The sequence below is a fragment of the Paenibacillus qinlingensis genome, from assembly GCF_031455095.1.
Lineage (GTDB): Bacteria > Bacillota > Bacilli > Paenibacillales > NBRC-103111 > Paenibacillus_E > Paenibacillus_E qinlingensis_A.
Map to the genome: position 1 here is coordinate 629,021 of NZ_JAVDSB010000001.1, position 23,172 is coordinate 652,192.

Consider the following 23,172-nt stretch of genomic DNA (forward strand, 5'->3'; position numbering starts at 1 on the left):
GCGTAAGCTTTTCGCACGAAGAGCTCTTAGGAGGGCAAATCATGAAATTTCATAAAATTCTTATAGCGAACCGTGGAGAAATCGCAGTTCGTATTATCCGTGCATGCCGTGAACTTGGCATCTATACGGTAGCTGTATACTCAGAAGCTGATCGAGATGCCCTGCATGTTCGATTGGCGGATGAAGCCTATTGTATTGGGCCTACAGCATCCAAAGACAGCTATTTGAACTTCACTAACTTGATGAGCGTAGCAACGTTGACGGAATGTGATGCTATTCATCCAGGATATGGCTTCCTAGCTGAAAATGCGGACTTCGCAGAAATTTGTGAAAGCTGCAACATCACGTTTATTGGTCCATCGCCAGATGCGATTTCTCGTATGGGGGATAAAGCGGTTGCGAAGCAAACGATGAAAGAAGCGAGAGTTCCGATTATTCCGGGTTCCGATGGCTTAGTTGAGGATATTGAGGATGCTGTTGTCATTGCACGTGATATCGGCTATCCAATTATTATTAAAGCAACAGCTGGCGGCGGGGGTAAAGGTATCCGTATTGCGGAGAACGAGGAAACGCTTGTACAGCAGATTACAGCTGCTCAACAAGAAGCTCAGAACGCATTCGGAAATGCAGGTATCTACTTGGAGAAGTATTTAACCGGCATGAAGCATGTAGAAATCCAGATCTTAGCTGATAAACACGGCAATGTCGTCCACTTAGGCGAGCGTGATTGCTCCGTACAACGTCGTAGACAAAAGCTTGTTGAAGAAGCGCCTTGTCCGATTCTAACGGAAGAAACACGTAAAGCGATGGGGCAAGCAGCGGTACGTGCGGCGAAAGCTGTGAATTATTCTGGTGCGGGAACGCTGGAATTCTTGTTGGGTCCAGATGGTAATTTCTACTTCATGGAAATGAATACCCGGATTCAGGTAGAACACCCAGTAACCGAGATGATTACGGGGATCGATATTATTCAAGAAATGATTCGCGTGGCTGAAGGCAATCCGTTGTCATTCGCACAAGAGGACGTTCGCATTAATGGATGGGCAATCGAATGCCGTGTCAATGCAGAAGATCCGAATCGGAACTTCATGCCATCCGCTGGCCAAGTGAAATTTTATTTGCCGCCTGGTGGATTCGGTGTTCGCGTGGATAGCGCGGTGTACCCAGGGTATACGATTCCGCCGCATTATGATTCCATGATCGCGAAGTTGATCGTTTGGGGAAGCACACGTGAAGAAGCCATTAACCGTATGAAAAGAGCGCTTAATGAGTTCGCAGTTGATGGTGTGAATACGACGATACCGTTTCATTTGAAGTTGCTTGAACATAAGAAATTTATCAAAGGTGACCATGATATTAAGTTCTTAGAAGAGCACGATGTGAACGATCCAGAATCGTAAGACAATCATTTGTCATATTTTTACCGAAATGTTATACTAATAAATTAAGATGGCTTATCCCATTTATTTCAAAGCCAGCATGAGCTGGCCCAAACTTTTTAGCTTATATAACTAAATTTGCTCCACAAATTTTTAGGAGGTGCCACAATGAGCACAATCGCTCCGGATTACGTCAAGACAGACATGGGCAGCATCCAGATTGCCCCCGAGGTTATCGAAATCATTGCCGGTTTGGCAACGGTGGAAGTGCAAGGTGTAGCGGGGATGAGTGGCGGATTAGCTGGCGGCATTGCTGAATTACTTGGGCGCAAGAATTTGTCCAAAGGCGTAAAGGTAGAGGTCGGACAACGTGAAGCTGCCATTGACGTCTCCATCATTATTGAGTATGGAAATCGTATTCCTGAAGTTGCGAGTGATATTCAGAATAATGTGAAAATGGCCATTGAATCAATGACGGGTCTTAATGTTGTTGAGGTTAACGTTCATATTCATGATGTGCATTTTAAGCAGGCGGATAAACCGGTTGACGAAGAACCAGCGGCTACCCATCGTGTAAAATAGGCGGTAATGCTGAGCCATATGGATCAATTGAAACCCCCTACAGGTTGCAGGGGGTTTCCTCTAACTTAGGAAGGGGACAAGCGTAGTGGGTAAAATTGTGGACAGGCTCTTACTACTTTTCTATAGCCTGATTATTTTCGTCGCATCGATCTTTGTATTGTTCACAGCATCTAGCTGGATCCCACTTGATCAAGCAAGTAGTACGCTTAGCCATTTTTATTACGAGAAGAGCTATGCTTATCCGGGCATTATCATTAGTTTGGTTATGCTGCTAATTTCTGTTCGTTTCCTAATCGTAACGCTTCGCCGCGGACGCTCGCAAGCGCCATCGATTGATCAACGCACTGATTTTGGGGATATTCGAATTTCCATCGAGACGGTTGAAAACCTTTCATTGAAAGCGGCTGGTCGTACGAAAGGTGCGAAGGATCTGCGTGCACGCGTGAGAGTGAATCAATCTGGGTTAGAAATTACGATTCGAACCATTGTAGATGGAGAAAGCTCGATACCGGAATTGACTGAAGACATGCAAGGTACAGTGAAAAGTTACATAGAAGATATTACCGGTATTCCTGTAGCTTCCGTAACCGTATTTGTAGCGAACATCGTGCAATCTGCCCCAACGTTTAAAAGCCGGGTCGAATAGAGGTGAATCCACATATGTGGAATGAACTATGGGAGTTCCATAGGGGCAAAGTAATCGGAGTGACAGCAGGAATATTCTTCGGTTTTATTTATTTATTCTTCGGATTTTGGGATATGCTGATCTTTGGATTTATTGTTCTTATCGGTTTTTATGTTGGAAATAAGTTGGATCGCAAGGAAAGTTTCGTCATGCTGGAAGACATTTGGCGCTATCTCACACAAAAATGGAGAATGTTTCGCTAAAATCCCTGGTTCAACCATGGATTTTTTTGTTTGGATTGGCTCTATTTTGACGTATACTAGGATAAAGAGTTTTTTAGGAGAAGGTCGTTTTGCACGAGCGAGACGCTTAGGAGGAACAGAATGAAACGCAGAGTTGCACGTGAAATTGCTATACAAAGCTTATACCAAATCCAAATGAATGAGGCTACTCCTCAGGAGGCTGTTCAAATCGCGATTCATGAAGCTGAGCATGATAATGAATCGGAGTTGGATTTCTCCGGAGATAAGATAGATCCGGTCTATATTGTTGAGCTTGTTGAAGGAACTTACAAGAATAAAGTAAGTATCGATGAGTTGTTGGAGGAGTACCTCAAAGGATGGGCAATGGACAGGTTGTCTCGGATTGATCGGGAAGTGCTGCGCCTTGGTGCTTATGAAATGTTGTATCGTGATGATGTGCCGCCAAAGGTTGTTGTCAATGAAGCGATTGATTTGGCTAAGCATTATGGCACGGATGAATCAGGGAAATTCGTTAACGGTGTGCTCGGGAAGATGCTGAAAGAAATTGATGAACTGAAAGAAAAGGTTTTGCGAACACAGTGAGTTAATCGAAGCAAGTAGTACTTCACTTTTCATATAGGTATGGCTTAAATGGCTAAGGGGGAAATAACATGTCAGCACAAGTTATTAATGGGAAAGAACTCGTGAGCTCTATTCGTGAAGAAATCAGATCTGATGCAGCGCAGCTTACAGCGCAGGGAAACCAACCAGGTCTTGTCGTTGTTATTGTTGGTGAAGACGCAGCCTCACAAGTTTATGTGAGAAACAAAGCGAAAGCTTGCGATGATGTCGGCATCTATTCCGAAGTACACCGCCTGCCTGAACAGACGACACAGGAAGAATTAATTGCACTCATCCATGGTTTTAACAACAATCCTCGCATTAACGGCATTCTTGTTCAATCACCATTACCAAAGCATATCAATGAAGAAGCGGTTGTAGATGAAATTGATCCAACGAAGGATGTGGATTGCTTCCATCCGGTGAATGTGGGCAACCTCATGATCGGTAAAGACGGCATGAAGCCTTGTACGCCACATGGTGTCATTGAAATCCTCAAGCGGACGGGTGTTGAAATCGCTGGTAAGCATGCGGTTGTTGTGGGCAGAAGTAATATCGTAGGGAAACCGATGGCGATGTTGTTGCTTCGTGAGCATGCAACGGTATCTGTCGTACATTCCCGCACGCCTAACATGGAAGAGATTACCAAACAAGCAGATATTCTCGTTGTCGCGGTTGGTAAAGCACATTTGATTAAAGCACATCACGTGAAACCGGGTGCTGTCGTAATTGATGTGGGGATGAACCGCCCTGCTGATGGTAAGTTAACGGGTGATGTTGATTTTGAAGCTGTGAAAGAGATTGCAAGTGCCATTACACCTGTTCCAGGTTGTGTGGGGCCAATGACGATTACGATGCTCCTTCGCAATACCGTTGATGCGGCTAGCCGTGCAGCTCATGCGAATGTGAGCGTATAGTCAGCTTATGGCTAGAAATGAGACGAAGATTTTATCCGTTAAGGACTTAAATCGTTATATTAAGCTATTGCTGGAAGGAGATTCACGTCTCCAGGATGTGTGGGTGCGGGGTGAAATATCTAACTTCACGCATCATTCTAGTGGTCATATGTATTTTACTTTAAAGGATGCGGATGGCCGGCTGAAAAGCATCATGTTTGCTTCGCATAATCAGAAGCTGGGATTTATTCCGAAAGAGGGCACTAAAGTCATTGCTCGGGGGAACATTTCTGTCTATGAGCGAGACGGTGCTTATCAATTTTATGTGACGGCGATGCAACCGGACGGCATCGGCAGCTTGTATTTGGCTTTCGAGCAGCTAAAGAAGAAGCTCGAAGGCGAGGGGCTGTTCGCGCCAGAGCGCAAGAAACCGATTCCACGGTTTCCGCGCGCGATTGGCGTGATCACGTCTCCGACGGGCGCGGCCATTCGTGATGTCATCATCACGCTGCAGCGGCGGTTCCCGTCGATCCCGATCTTACTGTACCCTGTCCTCGTACAGGGTACGCAGGCGGCGCCTTCGATCGTCAAAGCGATCGAAGCGATGAACCGGCTCGGTGAAGCCGACGTGCTCATCGTGGGCCGCGGCGGCGGCTCACTGGAAGAGCTGTGGGCCTTCAACGAGGAGATCGTGGCGCGGGCTATCGCAGCCTCCGCGATTCCGATCATCTCGGCCGTCGGCCACGAGACGGACTTCACGATCGCCGACTTCGTCGCCGATCTGAGAGCGCCGACGCCTACGGCGGCGGCAGAGCTCGCGGTGCCGCACCACCTCGAGCTGAAGCAGCAGCTATCGCAGCAGGCACAGCGCCTGCATTACGGGCTGCTGCAGCAGCTGCGCCGCAAGCAGGAACGGCTGGAGCGCGCGAAGCGCTCGCCGTTCCTGACGAACCCCCGCAGGCAGCTGCTTATGCAGCCTGCGGAGCGTCTCGACCGGCTGGCGGAGCAGCTCGGTTACCGCATACGCCAGCGCCTGACGGAGTCGGCGCAGCGCAGATTGAAGCTGGAGCGTCGCTTATCCAGCTTCAATCCAACCGAGCAGGCCGTGGCGGCAAGACGGCGGTTGGACACGTCCAAACGCCAGATGCTCACGGCCATGCAGACCCTCCTGCGCTCGAAGAAGCAGGAGTGGCAGTCCAGCGTCCGACATCTGGACGCGCTCAGCCCGCTGAAGGTCATGCAGCGGGGCTATAGCCTTGCCTATGACGAACAAGAGAAGCAGCTTGTGAGATCGATATCGCAAGTGAAGATCGGGGATCGGTTATCCATACGTCTTAAGGACGGTAAAATACAATGTCAAGTTTCGGAGATGGAGGCGAACATTGATGTCAACAAGTGAAGCGGAAGTAAGCTTTGAAGTGGCAATCGAGCAACTAGAACGTATTGTAAGTCAGCTGGAAAGCGGCGACGTACCTTTAGAGAAAGCGATTGAATTGTATCAAGAAGGCGTAAGACTCTCCCATTTATGCGGCGTTAAGCTGGAGCAAGTGGAGAAGAAAATTGAGATGCTGGTTGAAGGGGAAGCTGGGGTAACAAGGAAGCCTTTCCAGCCTGTCTTGGAAGATAAGGGGAATTAGTTTGAATAACACGACGTCTAATATTCATACATATATCGCTTCCCATGCCCAATTGGTTGAAGCCGCATTACGTCAATCATTGCCTACTGCGTGGGAGGTGCCAAGCTCACTTCGTGAGTCTATGGATTACTCCTTGATGGCAGGCGGCAAACGACTGCGTCCTATCATGGTTCTAGCTGCTTCTGAGGCACTAGGTGGTTCTCTTGAGGCAGCTATGCCAGTTGCGTTAGCTATTGAGTACGTTCATACCTATTCCTTGGTACACGATGATCTGCCAGCGATGGATAATGATGATTATCGCAGAGGCAAGTTAACGAATCACAAAGTCTATGGCGAGGCTATGGCTATTCTAGCTGGCGACGCATTGCTTACGCACGCCTTCTTCTGCATTGCGCAATCCCACAAACGATTTGGTGTTCCTGCAGAGCGTGTGCTGGCAATCACAGAAGAACTTGCTGTGTTGGCAGGTGCTCGTGGAATGGTTGGCGGGCAAGCTGCGGATATGCTGGGGGAGCAAGGCTTAACGAAATTGGAAGAGCTTACTTATATTCATACGCACAAGACAAGCGATTTGATCGTTTTCTCTTTACGTGCTGGCGGACACATTGCTGGCGCGACAGAAGCGCAATTAGAGGCGCTTAGTGAATTTGGTCATGCCTTAGGACTCGCGTTTCAGATTCAAGATGATATTTTGGATATTATCGGCGATGAAGCGAAGCTAGGTAAGCCTGTGAAGAGCGATGAGAAACAGCAGAAGGTAACGTTCCCTTATTTTATCGGTATGGAAGCTTCTGAGCAAAAGGTAAAAGAATTGACGAACCAAGCCAAAGAAGCCTTAATTCGTTCCAATATTCCGAACCCAGAGCGGTTACTTCAGATCGCAGATTACCTAATGAAACGGGATCATTAAGCATATGTTTAAAGTAGAACGTCCTCATCGAGAGGTAGTTTTACACGAAATGCCCAATTATATGATATAATGGTGAAATCTTAGTATTTTCACATTGAAAGTGAGGAAACAAGCGTGCTGCTCGAACAAATCAATCGGCCTGCAGATTTGAAGCGGTTATCCTTGACGGAGCTTGAAGAATTGGCGGGAGAAATCCGTCAATTTCTTATTGAGAAGCTTTCCGTTACAGGTGGACATCTGGCCCCGAATTTAGGCGTGGTTGAACTCACAATTGCATTACACACCATGTTTCACAGCCCGTATGATAAATTTATTTTTGATGTGGGTCACCAGGCGTACGTGCACAAAATTTTGACTGGACGCAAAGACAAGTTCGATACTTTACGCAAGTACAAAGGGCTCTGCGGATTTATTAAGCGGTCTGAGAGCGAACATGATGTCTGGGAAGCAGGACATAGCAGTACTTCCCTGTCCGCTGCCATGGGTATGGCGATGGCGCGTGATCTGAAAGGCGAACATAATAAGGTAGTTGCCATTATTGGTGATGGTGCGCTTACAGGCGGCATGGCGTTAGAAGCCATGAATCATATCGGTCACGAGAAGAAGAATATTACGGTCATTCTGAATGACAATGAAATGTCTATTGCGCCCAATGTTGGGGCTCTTCATAATTATTTAAGCAAGATTCGTTCGGATCGTCATTATTTGAAAGCTAAAGAAGAAGTCGAATACTTACTGAAGAAAATTCCTGCCATCGGCGGAACGCTGGCCAAAACAGCGGAGAAGCTGAAGGATAGTCTTAAATATTTTGTATTGAATGGTGTTTGGTTTGAAGAACTAGGCTTCACCTACATTGGACCTGTAGACGGACATAATTTGCAAGTACTTATGGAAACGCTCAAGCAAGCTGAGAAGGTTCAAGGTCCTGTCCTTATTCATATCGTTACGACTAAAGGTAAAGGCTATAAGCCAGCAGAAAATGACTCTCATACTTGGCATGGCTTAGGACCCTATAAAATGGAGTCGGGGCAAGTACTTAAGTCTTCGGGACCGCCGATGTATACACAAGTTTTCGGAGATACCTTAATTGAACTTGCAGAGAAAGACTCCCGTCTTATTGCCGTTACACCAGCTATGCCAGGTGGATCTGGACTGTTGAAATTTGCGAAGCAATTCCCGAATCGGATGATCGACGTTGGTATTGCGGAACAGCATGCGGCTACTTTATGTGCAGGACTCGCGAGTGAAGGCTTGAAACCGGTATTCGCCGTATATTCAACGTTCTTACAGCGTGCGTATGATCAAGTGGTTCATGATATTTGTCGACCTAAATTAAATGTTACCTTTGCGATCGACCGTGCAGGCTTTGTTGGCCCAGATGGCGAGACGCACCAAGGGGTTTATGATATTTCATTTTTACGTACAATTCCTAACATGGTCTTGATGATGCCGAAGGATGAGAAAGAATTGCGTGATATGATGCAGACGGCGCTAGAATATAACGACGGGCCGATTGCTTATCGTTATCCGCGTATTAATGGTACTGGTGCTAACATTGATGAGGCACCCAAAGCAATTCCTATCGGCACTTGGGAAACAGTGCGAGAGGGAGATTACGCAGCTATTCTTGCAGTCGGACCTATGGTTCAAGTTGCGGAAGAGGCAGCAGTGTTGCTATCGCAAGAGGGCATCGAGCTTCGCGTCGTGAATGCGCGATTTATCAAGCCGTTAGATGAAGCTTATCTGCTGCAATTAGCGAAAGAATCCATGCCAGTGATTACGATGGAAGAAGGCTCCATTCAAGGTGGCTTCGGAAGTGCTGTCCTGGAGTTTTATGCGGAGAAACGTGTAGTTGGTTTACAAGTGGAATTGATGGGGATTCAAGATTATTTCGTTGAGCATGGCAGCGTGCCAGAGCAACGCAATGAGGTTGGCCTTACGGCTCAAAACCTAATTACGGAAGTGAAGAAACTAGTGCCTCGTAAGGCCTTGCGGGCTAAGGTCTAGTAACCGATTGGAATAGGAGCAACACAACATATATGTCATCGGATAAAGAACGATTAGACTTATTGCTACTAGAGCAAGGCTATTTTGAAAGCAGAGAAAAGGCAAAGGCCGCCATTATGGCAGGCCTTGTTTTTGCGGATGAAGAGCCAGTTGATAAAGCCGGAATGAAAATTAGTCGTAAAGCTGTACTCAAAGTAAAAGGAGCGCTGCATCCTTACGTGAGTCGTGGCGGACTAAAGCTTGAAAAAGCGCTAAAGCAATTCGAGATTGATTTGCAAGGTGCGGTAATGTTAGACATTGGCGCTTCTACAGGAGGATTTACGGATTGTGCGCTCCAAAATGGCGCTGCTTCTGTGTACGCTGTCGATGTTGGCTACAACCAATTGGATTGGTCACTTCGTAATGATGAACGTGTTCATGTAATGGAAAGAACGAATTTCCGTTACACCAAATTGGAAGATTTGAACGGACCTAGACCAACCTTTGCGAGTATCGATGTATCGTTTATTTCATTACGGATTATTTTGCCGCCGTTGAAGGAAATTTTAGGTGATCAAGGACATGTTGTCGCGCTTATTAAGCCACAATTCGAAGCAGGCAGAGAGAAAGTTGGCAAGTCAGGGGTTGTACGAGACACAGATGTCCACATTGACGTTCTGACAACGGTACTTTCATTTGCGGAGGAGCTGGGCTTCCGGTTACAAGGATTGACGTATTCACCAATAACAGGCGGAGAAGGGAACATTGAATTCCTTGCCTACTGGTCGAGTAACGAGAGCGATGCATCACTTGCAGCACCAGAATCAATGAAAGCTCTAATCGCAGAGACTGCGCGAGGGTCTCAGAAATTACATGGCAAATAAACTCATCTTTGTGAACGCCTTTTGCGGCCCTGAGATGGGTTTTTTCACATAACAGAAAGGATTTTCCTGTCGGATTCGCGAATACTATGGCGAGGTGAAGGACATGGAACAAGGCGATGTAAGAGTCATTTTGTTAATCCTGATCGTTGTTGTTTGTGTAGTCATTTGGCGATTTCAGAAATGGTCAGCGGGTTCAAATCGAAGAAGAGGGCGAATTCCGAGGCATGCGAATATCCCTGAGGACGATGTTGTTGATCTGCTTGAAGGTGCTGGTTTCGAGGTGCTTGCGGGTAAGACCAAAATACCAATTACGATGACCGTTGGTGAAAGAGATCAGTTAGAAAGTCGCTTGTTTATCGATTATTTTGTACAAAAGGAAGATCATGTTTATCTTGTGAAAGTGGCCAAAGATCGTAAACCACTTGAGATGACAGGGAGCGCTGTTCGTGACATGCTGCTGCCATACACCCTCATTTATCCTGAGGCACAGGGTATCCTTTACGTTGATATGAGCATAAGCAAAATCAAAAAAATCATTTTTCACATAGAGGTGTAAGGATGAAGGGTCAAAGGCATGTAAAAATTAGAGAAATTATTACAAATCATGAGATTGAAACGCAAGATGAACTGGTTGAAGCGCTGCGCGCGGCAGGATTCCATGTCACGCAAGCGACGGTTTCAAGAGATATTAAAGAACTCCATTTGATCAAAGTTCCGCTAGATGATGGCAGATACAAGTATTCAATGCCGGCAGATCAGCGGTTTAATCCTATGCAACGGCTTCGACGCGCGTTAAGCGACCATTTTGTTAGTATCGATTATACCGACAATTTAGTTGTTATGAAGTGTTTACCAGGGACTGCAAATACGATTTGTGCCTTAATTGATAACTTGGAATGGAACGGTGTGATGGGAACCATTTGTGGTGATGATACAATTCTTGTTATTTGCCGCGGGAAAGAGAACAGTGTAACTTTTGTCAATGAAGTCATGTCCTTATTATCATAATTTCAGGAGGCGTTCATGCTTACAGAGCTTTCAATTCGTAATTTAGCTGTTATTGAACATGTACATATTCGGTTTAAGGCAGGTTTTCACGTGTTGACAGGGGAAACGGGTGCTGGGAAATCGATCATCATAGATGCGTTAACACTCATAGTCGGCGGTAGAGGTTCAGCAGAATTGGTACGGTATGGTGCAGATAAGGCGGAGATCGAAGCCATGTTCGATTTACCTGCTTCGCATCCCGTTTGGCATACGCTTACAGAGCTTGGAATCGAGGCCGATGCTTCTGAGCATCTCATCATTCGTCGAGAGATTACAGCTACAGGCAAAAGCTCAAGTCGCATTAATGGACAGCTTGTCAATATGACAATGCTGCGCAAGACAGGTGAGTGGCTCGTTAATATTCATGGTCAACATGAGCATCAGTCTCTCCTTCATGTGGACGAGCATATTCATTCGCTTGACCTGTTTGGAAGTGCAGAAATTGAATTAGCAAAAGTGACGTATCAAGCAAGCTACGACCAGTACATGAAGTTGCAAAAAGAGCTGAATGATTTACAGGAAACAAGTAAGCAAGCTTTGCAAATGTTAGATTTGTATCGTTTTCAGATAGACGAGATATCCGCTACGAAGCTCAAGATCGGTGAAGATGAATCCTTAGCTGAAGAGAAACGGAAGCTGGCGAATGCAGAGAAGCTGTATCAAAACTCTTCCGAGGCTTATGATTTTCTGTATGCAACGAATCGGGGATTAGATGCGGCGGGGAAAGCTGTCTCGCGCCTGCAAGATATTGTTCAGTTAGATCCGACTAACCTAAGTCCTCTTCTCGAACAGGCGCAATCCGCCTTTTATCAATTAGAAGATGCCGCTTATCAAATCCGAGATTATCGTGACGGTATCGAATTCAATTCCTCCCGACTAGATTTTATTGAACAAAGATTAGATACCATCACGTCTCTTCGGCGAAAATATGGAGAGAATATTAAAGAGATCTTAGCTTATCTCGAGAAGATCAAGAACGAAGTCGATACGATCGAAAATAAAGATGAAATCATTCGTAAATTAGAAGAGAAGCTGGCGATTGCTGAGAAGCAAGTCGGCCTTCATGCTTTGGACTTATCTAACCTTCGCAAGGGAATTGCGAGCGATCTTTCCGCTCAAATTGAACACGAATTACGTGATCTACAAATGGAACGGACACAGTTCCGCGTGCAGATCGCCCATATAATTGATGATCGCGGAATTGAGGTGGACGGCAATAAGGTCCGCTTTTCCAGACAAGGGATTGATCAGGTGGAGTTCCTGATGGCACCTAACCCAGGAGAACCTTTGCGTGGACTTAGTAAAATTGCTTCAGGCGGTGAGCTCTCTCGTATTATGCTCGCCATGAAAGCCATTTTTGCCCGAATTGATCAAATTCCTGTACTCGTTTTCGATGAGGTTGATACAGGGGTGAGTGGGCGCGCGGCACAAGCCATTGCGGAGAAAATGTCGGTTCTTTCGCAGAGCTGCCAAGTATTCTCCATTACGCATCTGCCACAGGTTGCAAGTTTTGCTGATGTTCATTTCTACATTCGCAAAGAAGTGGATCATGAGCGTACGTTCACACGGGTTCAAGATATGCCAGATGCTGGCCGAATTGAGGAGCTGGCGAGGATGCTTGGCGGTGTAGAAGTAACAGAAACAACACTGCATCATGCGGGAGAAATGCTTACCATGGCAAAAAATAAGAAAGCAAGGGTATGAAAGTATAGATAGTCATCATTTACAGTTATAAAAGAGAGGGACTGGGGTTAACTTATAGGTACGCAATTGACGAGTTGTTCGTCAGGGCTCAAGGAATCTTGAAGGAGCGTGTTGATAGTGCAATCCAACAAAAGAAAAAGATTGTTCGGACTCTTGCTCGTCTTCTTCGTTTGCTTGGTCAGTGTGTCCCCGCCTTTTCAGAGCTTTGCCTCCTTCCCACAGGAACTACGCTTATTTAGTGGACAAGGAAAGCAGCTTCAGCTAACGATGCCGGTCAGTGCCCAGGTAACGGTCAAGGATACGGATATTGTGAAGGTAAATGGCAACGCCAAGCACTCATTTCAAGTTAATTTGAACGAACCTATCTCTCTGCAATCCGATCACTCTGGACAAACGGAAATGAAGCTCAAGCTTTTTGGAGCTATTCCAATCAAGACTGTCAAAGTGAATGTCGTACCTGATTTAAAAGTAATTCCAGGGGGACAGACGATCGGTGTTAAAATTAAGTCCGCGGGTATTCTAGTAGTGGGTCACCATCTCGTAACGGTTGCCTCCGAACAGAAAGTTTCACCTGGGGAAGAAGCGAAAATTCAAGTCGGCGATTTAATTACCAAAATTAATGGCAAAGATTCTAAGGATGTAAGCAAGGTCGCAGAGTTAGTGGCGAAATCAGGCGAAAGCAAGAATCCGCTTGTTCTGCAAATTTTACGAAATAATCAAGAACTTGTTGTCAAGCTGCAGCCGGTGTATGACGTAGTAGATAAGTCTTATCGCTTAGGATTGTACATTCGTGATTCCGCGGCAGGTGTTGGAACATTAACCTTCTATGCACCCGATCAAGGCGTCTATGGGGCTCTTGGACATGTAATAACCGATATGGATACCCAGACTCCTATTATTGTAGGCGATGGTGACATTGTCTATTCGAATGTGACTTCGATTTCCAAAAGTCATAATGGAGATCCCGGTGAAAAGCATGCTACGCTTTACAAGGATAGTAAAGTAATTGGGAACATTGAACGAAATACGGCATTCGGCATTTTCGGGAAAATGTATGGTGCACCGGATCATAGCTTAGATAAAGAAGCGATTCCTGTAGCTTTTGCTGAAGAAGTGAAGGAAGGGCCGGCGCAAATCTATACGGTGCTCGAAGGACAGAAGGTCGAGAAGTTTGATATCCAAGTGGTTCATGTATCCAAACAAGACGTACCAGGTACGAAAGGTATGGTTATCAAAATCACGGATCCTCGTCTCTTAGATAAAACAGGTGGTATTGTACAGGGGATGAGCGGAAGCCCAATTATTCAGAATGGCAAATTGATCGGGGCGGTCACACATGTGTTCGTGAATGATCCAACGAGCGGCTATGGATGCTTCATTGAATGGATGCTGCAGGATTCGGGCATTATCCTTCGTCCAACATCTGGAGACATCAACAAAGAACTAAAGGTGAGCTAGTGGCCTTTAGTTCTTTATTTCTTTTTTATCGGATGCGACAGTGAAATAGCGAGTTTAGTGGCTTCGTGTCGAAAGATGTTGGAATCAGAAGATAAATATTATATTATATAAGAAAGTCAAACAAAAGAAAAGAAAAATAATATTCGACAGAAGGATTTTAAAATGAGCTGTCGAATAGCTTACTTAAGAGAGAAAATACCAACTTGTTTAGTAGCTAAAGGAGGAAATTCAGTTGCAAAAAATTCAGGTGTTACTTGCAGACGATAACCGAGAATTCACCCATTTATTATCAGAGTTCATTGGTGAGCAAGAGGATATGGAAATTATGGGCGTTGCGTATAACGGTAACGAGGTCCTTCGGTTTCTGGAGCAACAGCGTGAGCTACCCGATGTTCTTATTTTAGATATTATTATGCCTCATCTAGATGGACTTGGTGTTCTGGAAAAAATGCGAGAAATGAATCTTCCTTCACAGCCCAAAATCATCATGCTAACAGCTTTTGGTCAAGAGAATATTACACAAAAGGCTGTGCAGCTGGGAGCTTCTTATTACATATTGAAACCATTTGATATGGAAACCCTCACGAATCGCATTCGTCAGCTTGCAGGGAATTCAGCTACAACAACAACGTCAACCTCAACGCCGCGTGCGAATGTTGTGCATATGCCAAAAGGTAAGAATTTGGATGCCAATATTACCAGTATCATTCATGAAATTGGTGTACCTGCCCATATTAAAGGCTACCAATATTTGCGTGAAGCCATTACGATGGTTTACAACAATATTGAAATCCTAGGTGCAATTACGAAAACGCTCTATCCAGCCATTGCCGAAAAATATAAAACAACGCCTAGCCGCGTCGAACGCGCCATTCGTCACGCGATTGAAGTCGCTTGGACGCGCGGCAACATCGACAGTATCTCCTTTATTTTTGGATATACGATTAATATCTCGAAATCTAAACCGACCAATAGCGAATTTATCGCAATGGTGGCGGATAAGCTAAGAATCGAGCATAAGGTTTCTTGAGACAGTTAGAATCAATAAAATATGTGTAACATATATGTGAGAAGGGACGCTCAACGCTGAGCGTTCTTTTTCTTTTGTTCATCATCTGCGGGAGGCGCAGTGGGGAAGCAGTGGGAAGCAGAAAGACTACCTAGAAGGTCTAGGTAGTCCCCCTGTATGGTTTTAGATTACCAAACAAATGCGCTAGTGATAATAACCAACAAGATGAAAAGTACCAACACAGCAGCTGCAGACGTTCCATAACCTACGCCAGTTCCACAACTCATTCGAATCAACCTCCAATGGTTATTTGGTTTGTGTTTCGAGATAGCTTATGACTATTTCGGCGGAATGTTTGGGCGAAACGACTGATTGTGCTCCTGTCCCTGTCCGCTGAAATAATTTTGGAGCCCATGAAGCGCATCCTGAAAAATTGGAACCAAGGGATTAGTTGTTACGTTATTACAACGTAGCTTATTCTTTCTTGGATGAGTATGTGTAAGTAGAACAGAGATTACATGGAGGCAACGAGGATGTTACTAACGCTAGGAATTATCGTGGGTTTGGTTGGTGTCTATTACGTATTTATGAATGTGTACCCGATTTTCGGCCGAAAGCCTTCACGGGATGAAATGAAGAAATTTGCGAAATCACCTCAGTATGGGCTAGATAAGTTTGAGAATCCAGTCCCGGCGATGATGAATATGAGCTTTTCAACGACACTTGGAATCTTGCGCGATATGATCAAAGGAAGCCCGAATCGACGCCCTGCAACCTCCTTGGCGATGGATAAGCCTCAATTCATAGGGAATGGGGATACAAGCGTTACTTGGTTCGGTCACTCGGCTAGTTTACTGATGATCGATGGCAAATCCTTGCTGCTCGACCCCATGTTCGGCCGAACACCGTCACCGTTTCCTTGGCTGGGGAAAAATAGATACAGCAATGGGATTCCTTTTGAAATTGCAGAACTCCCTCACATCGATGCTGTCATTTTATCTCATGATCACTATGATCATTTGGATTACGGCTCTATTATGAAATTGAAAGACAAAGTGAATCGCTTTATTGTGCCGCTGGGTGTTAGCGGTCATCTCATCCGTTGGGGTGTACCGGCGGCCAAGATTGAGGAGCATGATTGGTGGGAGGAGTTCACTTACCAAGGATTAGAGCTGGCATGCACGCCTGCTAACCATTTCTCGGGACGCAGTGTGAATGACCGCGGTGCAACCTTGTGGTGTTCGTGGGTGATCAAAGGGAAACAGTCCAACATCTATTTCAGCGGTGACAGTGGGTACACGCCTCATTTTAAACATATTGGGGATAAATATGGCCCTTTTGACCTTACGCTAATGGAATGCGGACAGTATGATGAGCGTTGGGCGGATATCCACTTGATGCCGGAGGAAACCGTTCAAGCGCATCTTGACGTGAAAGGTAAGGTTATGCTGCCCATTCATTGGGGGGCCTTCACGTTAGCTATGCATGATTGGAATGATCCTGTCACTCGAGCAGTAAGAGCTGCTCAGGAGAAAGGGGTCGAAATTGTGACGCCACGAATTGGGCAAACCATCACCTTGCGGGGATCCGATATAGGGAATTACACAAAAACTGATTGGTGGGTGCAGGCTTAGTTCGATCTGAACTGGCTAGTAGGGTTTCCACATGGTATTATGGATGAGGTTACTAGATAGAAGTGAGCAGGAGAGAAGAAGAGTCTATGTCGGAACAAAAAAGTGTGCGGAAATTTCATTTCCTAGCCGTGTTGCTGGGAATAGCTATCGATAATATCGGAACGATGTTGTCGTCAGGATTGATCGGGAGTTTGTATTTTGCAAACCGTCCTACGTCGGATCAAGATGTAAATGCCATATATGCGAATGTAGGTCTATTACTCTTATTTTTAGTCGTTGGCTTGTTCTGGACGTTCTTAGGTAGTTATTTCACTGCAAAAGTAGCAAAACGCGCCGAACTCTTCAATGCAGCAATCATAGGTGTAATTGGAGCCGGGATTGGATTTGATTCCATATTAACGCAGGATATGATTCCGCTGTGGTATGAGTTGATTGGTTTAATTGCCATCGTTCCCGCGTCACTCCTAGGTGGATACCTGGCTTTGAAGAGAAAGAAAACATCACAGTCTTAATTAATGGCTAGGAACGATAGACATGGTAATCAGTTGAGATGACGAGGATGAATGGTCATTAGGAGGTGACAGTGTGCCGAAGTTCGCAAATGAGAGTGAAGAAGCAACAGCTTTTCTACGGAACCAAACGGGCAGCAGTCAGTTAGTATGCTATACGTATATTGACGCTGATGATAGTTCGGACAGCTTTTTCATCGTTAAAACAACCAACAAGGTCATTCATGTCTCCTTTGCGGAGATTACGTATGACCCTAGGAATTACCAAAGTTTGTTAGAAGGACTCTATCGAGTGATCTACGAATAAATAGCAAGTCATACAATGAAACCCCCTTAGCCATCGGCTCAGGGGGTTTCATTGTGTTGTTACTTAATGAGCGTTAAAGCTTGATCTGCAATAGAGTGCTTGTAACGGTCCAGACAGTTGCATAGGTAATCTTTGCGGCAAATCGGGCAAGGCTCTTTCATCAATCGGTTCAAGTCGGTTACTCGGCCGATACCTGTTTCTGCGTCTCTTTCAAAGAATAGACGGCATTTGTTGCGGTCTTTCAAAGAAACAACAACTTCGAAGAGACCATTCTTTTTATTATCACTCACTATTGTTGCATCAACTACTTGCGGATCGTAAGCCAAATGTATTTCCTCCTAAGAGTTTGCTCAGTATCTAACAGGACTACTTCGCAAATTCATAAATTAGCATGCTTTCACTTTGTTAGCTCGGTTGCATTAGTATATTATATAAATAAAAAAGATTTTATTCAATAGGAGGTCATTTAGACATGATCATGGACTATTGTGAACAGGAAATATCTGAGGGGAAGACGTACTTACACATCGGCCTGCAGTTTGAAGATGAGCCTGATTCGTTATATGTTGCGGAGTTAGAAGTAGATGAGCACAGTGTTGTCAGGAGTTGGCAGTTATTTTTCAACGGGTTCGACTGTAAATATACGTTCCGACCCTCGGAAAGGGAAGAAATGATCCATTTTGCTGCTCAGCAGGGGATCTCAATTCAAGAAGAGATAGAAAAATAAAAGGAATCATCGCCATATGAATGGTTCAAATTCCTAGATTTGTGTTTATTCTGTTGTCTGGCTTGCAGTTCAATGCGAGTAGGTGTTGTCTTGGTTACGGGATTCGTTCCGAACCAGTGTAAGCGATTCATGGTAGGATCTAATTTGCCTTCCCGTAAACTGCGTTGGCGAAGCTTTTGTGCTTGAGATCGAGACATAGTAATTCCTCATTTCTATTTGAATGTAAGTGATACTTCTATTTTAACAGGTGATAGGCAAGAGGCAATGGAAAGTTTAGTTGATAACGGAAAAAGGGGAACCGCATGCGCATTCAAATTCAATTAGCGATAGATGGCGAAACGAAGAAAACGGACGTGCTGGAGATTGCTGAGCACAAACTGGGTGAAATGACAGATGAAGAAATCGAACAAGCGATTGAAGTAAAAATTCGAACGTGGGTAGATCGCATGGTTCAGGTGGAGTGGGAAGTACTCGAAGAGGAGTAAGCATAAAAACGGCTCCGGAAGGATGAACCTTTCGGAGCATGAGGCAAGTCCTATGTATGTTTAGTGAACAATGGTGCTAACTCCAGTCTTCTGTAAAGCATGTTCCCAACTTGGGTAGTAATACAGGGCGTTTTTCATAAGATCAGGATGCAGCTTCTTCACATTTTTTTTAGCTAGTGATTCCCCTGTGCTGTGAAGCTGCACAATTTGGCCTAACACTTCATCTGCGCTCATGTTTAGCTCCATAGATGTTCCTCCTTCTTTTAAGATTATAAACAATGCTTGCCATTCACAGCTCAAAATATACATAGAAGTTTGTGGGATCGGGCAAATTAAGTAGGCCACGAGACTTACGTTAGGAAAGCAAGGTGTCTAACCATGAACTGGTCATCCTTATCTTTATTTGCCGCGAAGCCGGATTTGATCTGCAAAGGGAAAATAGCAAAGATTTCGGGCACTTGTGAGTCTTATCAACAGATGCCGAGTAGTCGAATTGTTTTACTTACTCAAGGGGACATGGATGAAGAGGATGCCCAAGAACTGATAGATCGAAAAGTGAAAGCGATTGTGCAATGTGGACATGTCATGAGCGGTGTGTTTCCGACGCAAGGCCCACTTATGATTCTACATGAGCACATTCCCATCATGGAAGTGGATGAGGTGTATGTTGAACTCTTTCTGCATGAAGCAGAGATCCTTATATATCAAGATACGATTCATGTGAGCGGTCAGGATGTGCCCTGTCGTCAATTTACACGGGAGAATTGGCTAATCGCTCAACGGGCAGCTAACGAGCAAGCTGTGGAGCGCTGGGAGCCCTTTGTGGAACATACCTTAGCTTATGCGATGCGCGAAAGGCAAGCAGTTAAAGCTCCTTTACCCAACTTGCCGCTGCGCACACAGTTCACTGGCAGGTACGTCTTTGTGGTCTCCGCTGGAAAAGGTTATAAAAAGGACTTGCAAGCAGCTTGCGGGTTTATTTCGGATTTTAAGCCGATATTACTGGGGGTAGGCGCAGGGGCGGATGTACTTATCGCGAATGGTTATGTCCCTGATATAGTCATTGGGGATGCGAATCAGATATCGAATCGAGCTTGGCATTGCGGTGCTGAAATCATTGTCCATACGTACCCAGACGAACATTGTAGTGTTGATATAGATGTGGAGCATATCTTGCCTTATACAGGTAACAGTGAAGATGCTGCTTTATTGCTAGCTTATGAAAAGGGTGGGGAATGGCTTGTTACGGTAGGTGTACAGGCGCATATGAGTGATTTTCTGGCTAGTGGCAATGACAATATGGGGAGTGCCCTCCTTGTGCGGATGAAAGTAGGGGCTCGCCTCGTGGATATAAAAACCTTGCAAGCCTTTACCTCACGCCAGCCCGTAAATTGGCGGAGAGAAGTGATTTCAACCCTTGTTCTATCCGGTGCTTTTATTGGTTTAAGCTTGTTTCAATTGCAGTGGATCCTGAAACGTGCAAGTCATGTCGTATGGAAGCTTGTTGGGGCAGATTGAGCGCGATACAAAAAAAGACCGGACACATTGTCCGGTCTATTTATTGCGTTTAGGCTTGAAACGCGGGGCTAGATAGTTCCGTTTGCGATCTCTGAAGAAGGTCCATCCGCCAATAAAAGCAACGCCGATCAGAAATAAGACAAGACCTAAGAAAAATTTCCCCCATAACATGCCGCTATTGGTAGCCGTATCAAATTGGGCGAAAAAGGCATCTTTCATTGCGAGAAAACCATAAGTAGCGGTTATGCCTGGAATAACGAGAAGTAGAATAGCAACAAAACGATAAAAGGGTGCTTTCATATAAACTCCTTACTTGATATGAAACATGTTTTTCTAACATCATACTCTGAAACAGCTAGTGTGTCTAATTCATAAATAAGACTATGACTTCGATCCCAAAAAAGGGTAATATAATAGAGACACACATATACATATAACAAGGAATTGTTTCATAGGAGGCTAACATTCATGAGTGAACATAGATATGATGTTGTGGTATTAGGCGGCGGAATCGGAGGCTATACAGCTGCAATTAGGGCTGCGCAGTTAGGGAAAACGGTAGCCATTGTTGAACGTGACAAAATGGGCGGTACCTGCTTGCATCAAGGCTGCATTCCGAGTAAAGCATTATTACGCAGCGCGGAAGTCTATGCTTCGATGAAGCATAGTGAAGATTATGGGATATCTGCACAATCAGTGTCATTGAATTTTGATGGAGTTCTAGGACGCAAGCAACGGATTGTCGATCAACTACATCAAGGACTTCAGTTCCTGATGAAAAAGAACAAAATTACGATCCATCATGGAAATGGACGTATTATTGGCCCTTCCATTTTCTCTCCGCGCAGCGGGGCTGTTTCTGTCGAGAAGGAAGATGGCGATATTGAGACGCTTCTTTCGAGCAATCTGATCATTGCAACGGGCTCTAGACCACGCAGCTTGCCAGGGTTAGAGATAGACGGCACTTCGATTATCACAAGTGAAGATGCCCTGCGGATGGAGAGTCTGCCGAAGTCTATTATTATAGTTGGCGGTGGCGTAATTGGCGTGGAGTGGGCCTCTATGCTGCATGATTTTGGGGTTGAGGTTACGATTGTAGAAGTCGATAAGCGTCTAGTCAATCTGGAAGATGAGGATGTTTCCAAAGAGTTGGAACGCTTGTTCAAGAAACGTGGCATTAAGCTGGAGACGGGTACGAAGTTGCTGCCAGAGTCGGTCAAGGTGTCGGATGGCATGGTGACGATGCAAGTGGACAAGCAAGGCGAGGTGCACGAGCTATTCGCGGAGCGTGTTCTTGTTTCCGTAGGTCGTGTAGCGAATGTTGAAGCGATGGGGCTTGAAAATACCGATGTCAAAATCGATAAAGGTGTCATTCGCGTCAATCGCTTCATGCAGACTACGGAATCCCATATTTATGCGGTTGGGGATGTTATCGGCGGGTTAATGCTCGCTCATATGGCGGGGCATGAAGGCATTGTGGCGGCGGAGCATATCGCAGGACATCAACCAGACGAGTTGCAGACGCACCTTGTGTCCAAATGCACCTATACGAGACCTGAGATCGCAAGTGTTGGATGGACTCAGCAGCAGGCAATAGATCAAGGCCGCCAAGTGAAAGTTGGCAAATTTAGCTTCAAAGGAATAGGGAAAGCTCTAGTTTATGGAGATTCCGATGGATTCGTGAAGGTGATTGCGGATAAAGATACGAATGATATTCTTGGTGTTCACATGATCGGCCCTCAAGTTACGAACAGTATCACAGAGGCTGCGCTAGCCCAGGTGCTGAATGCAACACCGTGGGAAGTAGGACAAACGATTCATCCGCATCCGACACTTTCAGAGGCCTTAGGGGAAGCGATGCTTGCGGTGGATGGCATTGCAATTAGCGGATAAAAATTGTAATCATAAACGTTTCCGTTTATAATATGCTTATAGAGTCAAGTACTAGGACCAGGTAATAAGCTTTAGTAACCATATAATCTCACTAAGGAGGCAAACTCCATGTCCATTGGTCAGCTATATAAGCACAGAAGTTTAGGATTATCCGATGATGAGGCTTTGCGTATGTATACGGTCATGAGCCTTGCAACGAAATTTGATGAGAGAGCCTTCATGCTCCAGCGTGCTGGTAAAATTCCTTTTCATGTTTCAGGTATGGGACAATATGCCGGACAAGTTGGTATGGCTTTCGCGATGCAGAGTCAGAAGGACTATTTCTTACCTTATTACCGTGATTATGCATTTGTCCTATCGGTTGGTATGACGGTGAAAGATCTAATGCTCGCTATTTTTTGTAAAGCGGAAGATGTGAATAGCGGCGGCAGACAAATGGCCGGTCATTTCGGGGATCGCAAAAATCATATCGTAACGGCATCTTCTCCGGTTACAACACAAGTTCCTCATGCAGCGGGTATTGCTTTGGCAGCGAAAATGAAGAAACAGGATTTTGTCACATTCGTTTCGTTCGGGGAAGGCTCCAGCAATCAAGGGGATTTCCATGAGGGCTGCAATTTCGCAGGTGTACATAAGCTGCCGGTTATTTTCGTTTGTGAAAATAATCAGTATGCCATTTCTGTGCCTCTTCATAAACAGGTAGCAGGTAAAATTGCTGACCGTGCCATCGGATATGGCTTCCCAGGCATTCAAGTGGATGGTACGGATGTATTAGAAATGTACCGTGTTACGAAGGAAGCGAGAGAAAGAGCTGCTCGCGGCGAAGGTCCAACCTTAATCGAGATGATGTGCTATCGCATTATGCCGCATTCCACTTCTGATGATGACATGCTATATCGTACGAAAGAAGAAGTAGAAGAAAACCGCAAGAAGGACGGCATTTTGAAATTCAAGGAATATCTCATCGCTTGTGAGCTTTGGAGTGAAGAACAAGACCAAGCACTTCAAGAGCGTCAAAAGCAAGAAGTGAATGAAGCGACGAAGTATGCTGATCTTGCCCCTTATCCGAAGCCGGAAGATACGCTTCTTCATGTTTATGCGGAAGGAGATGGCAACTAA

28 protein-coding genes are annotated in these 23,172 nt (G+C 45.2%); 24 read left to right on the forward strand and 4 right to left on the reverse strand.

Annotated features, from left to right (window positions below; translation table 11 throughout):
* The first annotated feature begins 41 nt into the window (after nt 1-41).
* The 16 genes from accC to spo0A all read left to right on the forward strand — a co-directional run bounded on the left by accC (nt 42) and on the right by spo0A (nt 15,001).
* A complete protein-coding gene (gene accC, locus J2736_RS02655; RefSeq protein ID WP_310223271.1) occupies nt 42-1,400 on the forward strand; it encodes an acetyl-CoA carboxylase biotin carboxylase subunit in 1,359 nt (452 codons plus the stop codon).
* 147 nt (nt 1,401-1,547) lie between these two features.
* Nucleotides 1,548-1,961: an Asp23/Gls24 family envelope stress response protein gene (locus J2736_RS02660; RefSeq protein WP_310223273.1), complete on the forward strand. Its 414-nt coding sequence runs from the start codon at nt 1,548-1,550 to the stop codon at nt 1,959-1,961.
* An 85-nt stretch (nt 1,962-2,046) separates the two neighbouring features.
* Entirely contained in the window at nt 2,047-2,607 is a 561-nt protein-coding gene (amaP, locus tag J2736_RS02665; RefSeq protein WP_310223274.1) for an alkaline shock response membrane anchor protein AmaP, read from the forward strand.
* Between the two features lie 14 nt (nt 2,608-2,621).
* Nucleotides 2,622-2,849 (forward strand): DUF2273 domain-containing protein, encoded by a 228-nt coding sequence (locus J2736_RS02670; protein ID WP_310223276.1) that lies wholly within the window; start codon nt 2,622-2,624, stop codon nt 2,847-2,849.
* Nucleotides 2,850-2,969: 120 nt separating this feature from the next.
* Entirely contained in the window at nt 2,970-3,431 is a 462-nt protein-coding gene (gene nusB, locus J2736_RS02675) for a transcription antitermination factor NusB (RefSeq protein WP_310223278.1), read from the forward strand.
* A gap of 68 nt (nt 3,432-3,499) precedes the next feature.
* A complete protein-coding gene (gene folD, locus J2736_RS02680) occupies nt 3,500-4,366 on the forward strand; it encodes a bifunctional methylenetetrahydrofolate dehydrogenase/methenyltetrahydrofolate cyclohydrolase FolD (protein WP_310223280.1) in 867 nt (288 codons plus the stop codon).
* A 7-nt stretch (nt 4,367-4,373) separates the two neighbouring features.
* Complete coding sequence (xseA, locus tag J2736_RS02685) at nt 4,374-5,744, forward strand: exodeoxyribonuclease VII large subunit (RefSeq protein ID WP_310223282.1); 1,371 nt, start codon at nt 4,374-4,376, stop codon at nt 5,742-5,744.
* Nucleotides 5,731-5,982 (forward strand): exodeoxyribonuclease VII small subunit, encoded by a 252-nt coding sequence (gene xseB, locus J2736_RS02690; protein ID WP_310223283.1) that lies wholly within the window; start codon nt 5,731-5,733, stop codon nt 5,980-5,982. Before xseA ends, xseB begins: the two co-directional genes overlap by 14 nt.
* On the forward strand, nt 5,978-6,892 hold the full coding sequence (locus tag J2736_RS02695; RefSeq protein ID WP_397340212.1) for a polyprenyl synthetase family protein: 915 nt from the start codon (nt 5,978-5,980) through the stop codon (nt 6,890-6,892). Before xseB ends, J2736_RS02695 begins: the two co-directional genes overlap by 5 nt.
* 114 nt (nt 6,893-7,006) lie before the next feature.
* Nucleotides 7,007-8,899, forward strand: a complete 1,893-nt coding sequence (gene dxs / locus J2736_RS02700; RefSeq protein ID WP_310223285.1) for a 1-deoxy-D-xylulose-5-phosphate synthase — start codon at nt 7,007-7,009, stop codon at nt 8,897-8,899.
* Between the two features lie 32 nt (nt 8,900-8,931).
* On the forward strand, nt 8,932-9,762 hold the full coding sequence (locus J2736_RS02705) for a TlyA family RNA methyltransferase (protein ID WP_310223288.1): 831 nt from the start codon (nt 8,932-8,934) through the stop codon (nt 9,760-9,762).
* A gap of 103 nt (nt 9,763-9,865) precedes the next feature.
* The gene (locus J2736_RS02710) at nt 9,866-10,318 is read left to right on the forward strand and encodes a hypothetical protein (RefSeq protein ID WP_310223290.1); all 453 of its coding nucleotides are present in this window, start codon (nt 9,866-9,868) and stop codon (nt 10,316-10,318) included.
* A gap of 2 nt (nt 10,319-10,320) precedes the next feature.
* Nucleotides 10,321-10,770: a transcriptional regulator AhrC/ArgR gene (ahrC, locus tag J2736_RS02715; RefSeq protein ID WP_056614653.1), complete on the forward strand. Its 450-nt coding sequence runs from the start codon at nt 10,321-10,323 to the stop codon at nt 10,768-10,770.
* Between the two features lie 15 nt (nt 10,771-10,785).
* Nucleotides 10,786-12,513, forward strand: coding sequence for a DNA repair protein RecN (gene recN / locus J2736_RS02720; protein WP_310223293.1), 1,728 nt, complete (start codon nt 10,786-10,788; stop codon nt 12,511-12,513).
* Nucleotides 12,514-12,630: 117 nt separating this feature from the next.
* The gene (gene spoIVB / locus J2736_RS02725; protein WP_310223295.1) at nt 12,631-13,971 is read left to right on the forward strand and encodes a SpoIVB peptidase; all 1,341 of its coding nucleotides are present in this window, start codon (nt 12,631-12,633) and stop codon (nt 13,969-13,971) included.
* Between the two features lie 232 nt (nt 13,972-14,203).
* Complete coding sequence (spo0A, locus tag J2736_RS02730) at nt 14,204-15,001, forward strand: sporulation transcription factor Spo0A (RefSeq protein WP_310223297.1); 798 nt, start codon at nt 14,204-14,206, stop codon at nt 14,999-15,001.
* A gap of 167 nt (nt 15,002-15,168) precedes the next feature.
* On the opposite strand, the gene J2736_RS02735 is transcribed toward spo0A, so the two are convergent.
* Complete coding sequence (locus tag J2736_RS02735; protein ID WP_155993479.1) at nt 15,169-15,267, reverse strand: YjcZ family sporulation protein; 99 nt, start codon at nt 15,265-15,267, stop codon at nt 15,169-15,171.
* 246 nt (nt 15,268-15,513) lie between these two features.
* On the opposite strand from J2736_RS02735, the gene J2736_RS02740 reads away from it, so the two are divergent.
* From J2736_RS02740 to J2736_RS02750, 3 genes are all read left to right on the forward strand, one after another.
* The gene (locus J2736_RS02740; protein WP_310223300.1) at nt 15,514-16,614 is read left to right on the forward strand and encodes an MBL fold metallo-hydrolase; all 1,101 of its coding nucleotides are present in this window, start codon (nt 15,514-15,516) and stop codon (nt 16,612-16,614) included.
* 86 nt (nt 16,615-16,700) lie between these two features.
* A complete protein-coding gene (locus J2736_RS02745) occupies nt 16,701-17,126 on the forward strand; it encodes a hypothetical protein (RefSeq protein WP_310223302.1) in 426 nt (141 codons plus the stop codon).
* Nucleotides 17,127-17,199: 73 nt separating this feature from the next.
* The gene (locus tag J2736_RS02750) at nt 17,200-17,430 is read left to right on the forward strand and encodes a hypothetical protein (protein WP_310223304.1); all 231 of its coding nucleotides are present in this window, start codon (nt 17,200-17,202) and stop codon (nt 17,428-17,430) included.
* A gap of 59 nt (nt 17,431-17,489) precedes the next feature.
* Here the strand turns inward: J2736_RS02750 and J2736_RS02755 are convergent, their stop codons facing one another.
* Nucleotides 17,490-17,756: a hypothetical protein gene (locus J2736_RS02755; protein WP_310223306.1), complete on the reverse strand. Its 267-nt coding sequence runs from the start codon at nt 17,754-17,756 to the stop codon at nt 17,490-17,492.
* A gap of 146 nt (nt 17,757-17,902) precedes the next feature.
* Here J2736_RS02755 and J2736_RS02760 point away from each other — a divergent pair, with 146 nt between their 5' ends.
* Nucleotides 17,903-18,157, forward strand: coding sequence for a hypothetical protein (locus tag J2736_RS02760; RefSeq protein ID WP_310223309.1), 255 nt, complete (start codon nt 17,903-17,905; stop codon nt 18,155-18,157).
* 302 nt (nt 18,158-18,459) lie between these two features.
* Nucleotides 18,460-18,642 carry a hypothetical protein gene (locus J2736_RS02765; RefSeq protein ID WP_310223310.1) on the forward strand — a complete coding sequence of 61 codons (183 nt, stop codon included), beginning with the start codon at nt 18,460-18,462 and terminating at the stop codon, nt 18,640-18,642.
* Nucleotides 18,643-18,702: 60 nt separating this feature from the next.
* Here the strand turns inward: J2736_RS02765 and J2736_RS02770 are convergent, their stop codons facing one another.
* Nucleotides 18,703-18,888, reverse strand: a complete 186-nt coding sequence (locus J2736_RS02770) for a hypothetical protein (RefSeq protein ID WP_310223313.1) — start codon at nt 18,886-18,888, stop codon at nt 18,703-18,705.
* Between the two features lie 132 nt (nt 18,889-19,020).
* Here J2736_RS02770 and steA point away from each other — a divergent pair, with 132 nt between their 5' ends.
* Nucleotides 19,021-20,160, forward strand: a complete 1,140-nt coding sequence (gene steA, locus J2736_RS02775) for a putative cytokinetic ring protein SteA (protein WP_310223315.1) — start codon at nt 19,021-19,023, stop codon at nt 20,158-20,160.
* A gap of 36 nt (nt 20,161-20,196) precedes the next feature.
* On the opposite strand, the gene J2736_RS02780 is transcribed toward steA, so the two are convergent.
* Nucleotides 20,197-20,460 carry a DUF2627 domain-containing protein gene (locus tag J2736_RS02780; RefSeq protein WP_310223317.1) on the reverse strand — a complete coding sequence of 88 codons (264 nt, stop codon included), beginning with the start codon at nt 20,458-20,460 and terminating at the stop codon, nt 20,197-20,199.
* Between the two features lie 168 nt (nt 20,461-20,628).
* On the opposite strand from J2736_RS02780, the gene lpdA reads away from it, so the two are divergent.
* Both lpdA and J2736_RS02790 read left to right on the forward strand, forming a co-directional pair.
* Complete coding sequence (lpdA, locus tag J2736_RS02785) at nt 20,629-22,053, forward strand: dihydrolipoyl dehydrogenase (protein WP_310223318.1); 1,425 nt, start codon at nt 20,629-20,631, stop codon at nt 22,051-22,053.
* Between the two features lie 108 nt (nt 22,054-22,161).
* Nucleotides 22,162-23,172, forward strand: coding sequence for a thiamine pyrophosphate-dependent dehydrogenase E1 component subunit alpha (locus tag J2736_RS02790; RefSeq protein ID WP_310223320.1), 1,011 nt, complete (start codon nt 22,162-22,164; stop codon nt 23,170-23,172).

Bases quoted from the DNA above. Each gene is read 5' to 3' on its own strand.
- J2736_RS02765 (WP_310223310.1), top strand. From the start codon at position 18,460: ATGCGCATTCAAATTCAATTAGCGATAGATGGCGAAACGAAGAAAACG.
- recN (WP_310223293.1), top strand. From the start codon at position 10,786: ATGCTTACAGAGCTTTCAATTCGTAATTTAGCTGTTATTGAACATGTA.
- J2736_RS02705 (WP_310223288.1), top strand. From the start codon at position 8,932: ATGTCATCGGATAAAGAACGATTAGACTTATTGCTACTAGAGCAAGGC.
- J2736_RS02710 (WP_310223290.1), top strand. From the start codon at position 9,866: ATGGAACAAGGCGATGTAAGAGTCATTTTGTTAATCCTGATCGTTGTT.
- J2736_RS02770 (WP_310223313.1), bottom strand. From the start codon at position 18,888: ATGGAGCTAAACATGAGCGCAGATGAAGTGTTAGGCCAAATTGTGCAG.
- xseB (WP_310223283.1), top strand. From the start codon at position 5,731: ATGTCAACAAGTGAAGCGGAAGTAAGCTTTGAAGTGGCAATCGAGCAA.
- J2736_RS02780 (WP_310223317.1), bottom strand. From the start codon at position 20,460: ATGAAAGCACCCTTTTATCGTTTTGTTGCTATTCTACTTCTCGTTATT.
- xseA (WP_310223282.1), top strand. From the start codon at position 4,374: ATGGCTAGAAATGAGACGAAGATTTTATCCGTTAAGGACTTAAATCGT.
- nusB (WP_310223278.1), top strand. From the start codon at position 2,970: ATGAAACGCAGAGTTGCACGTGAAATTGCTATACAAAGCTTATACCAA.
- J2736_RS02745 (WP_310223302.1), top strand. From the start codon at position 16,701: ATGTCGGAACAAAAAAGTGTGCGGAAATTTCATTTCCTAGCCGTGTTG.
- lpdA (WP_310223318.1), top strand. From the start codon at position 20,629: ATGAGTGAACATAGATATGATGTTGTGGTATTAGGCGGCGGAATCGGA.
- J2736_RS02740 (WP_310223300.1), top strand. From the start codon at position 15,514: ATGTTACTAACGCTAGGAATTATCGTGGGTTTGGTTGGTGTCTATTAC.
- J2736_RS02670 (WP_310223276.1), top strand. From the start codon at position 2,622: ATGTGGAATGAACTATGGGAGTTCCATAGGGGCAAAGTAATCGGAGTG.
- J2736_RS02660 (WP_310223273.1), top strand. From the start codon at position 1,548: ATGAGCACAATCGCTCCGGATTACGTCAAGACAGACATGGGCAGCATC.
- J2736_RS02760 (WP_310223309.1), top strand. From the start codon at position 17,903: ATGATCATGGACTATTGTGAACAGGAAATATCTGAGGGGAAGACGTAC.
- accC (WP_310223271.1), top strand. From the start codon at position 42: ATGAAATTTCATAAAATTCTTATAGCGAACCGTGGAGAAATCGCAGTT.
- J2736_RS02735 (WP_155993479.1), bottom strand. From the start codon at position 15,267: ATGAGTTGTGGAACTGGCGTAGGTTATGGAACGTCTGCAGCTGCTGTG.
- steA (WP_310223315.1), top strand. From the start codon at position 19,021: ATGAACTGGTCATCCTTATCTTTATTTGCCGCGAAGCCGGATTTGATC.
- folD (WP_310223280.1), top strand. From the start codon at position 3,500: ATGTCAGCACAAGTTATTAATGGGAAAGAACTCGTGAGCTCTATTCGT.
- J2736_RS02790 (WP_310223320.1), top strand. From the start codon at position 22,162: ATGTCCATTGGTCAGCTATATAAGCACAGAAGTTTAGGATTATCCGAT.
- ahrC (WP_056614653.1), top strand. From the start codon at position 10,321: ATGAAGGGTCAAAGGCATGTAAAAATTAGAGAAATTATTACAAATCAT.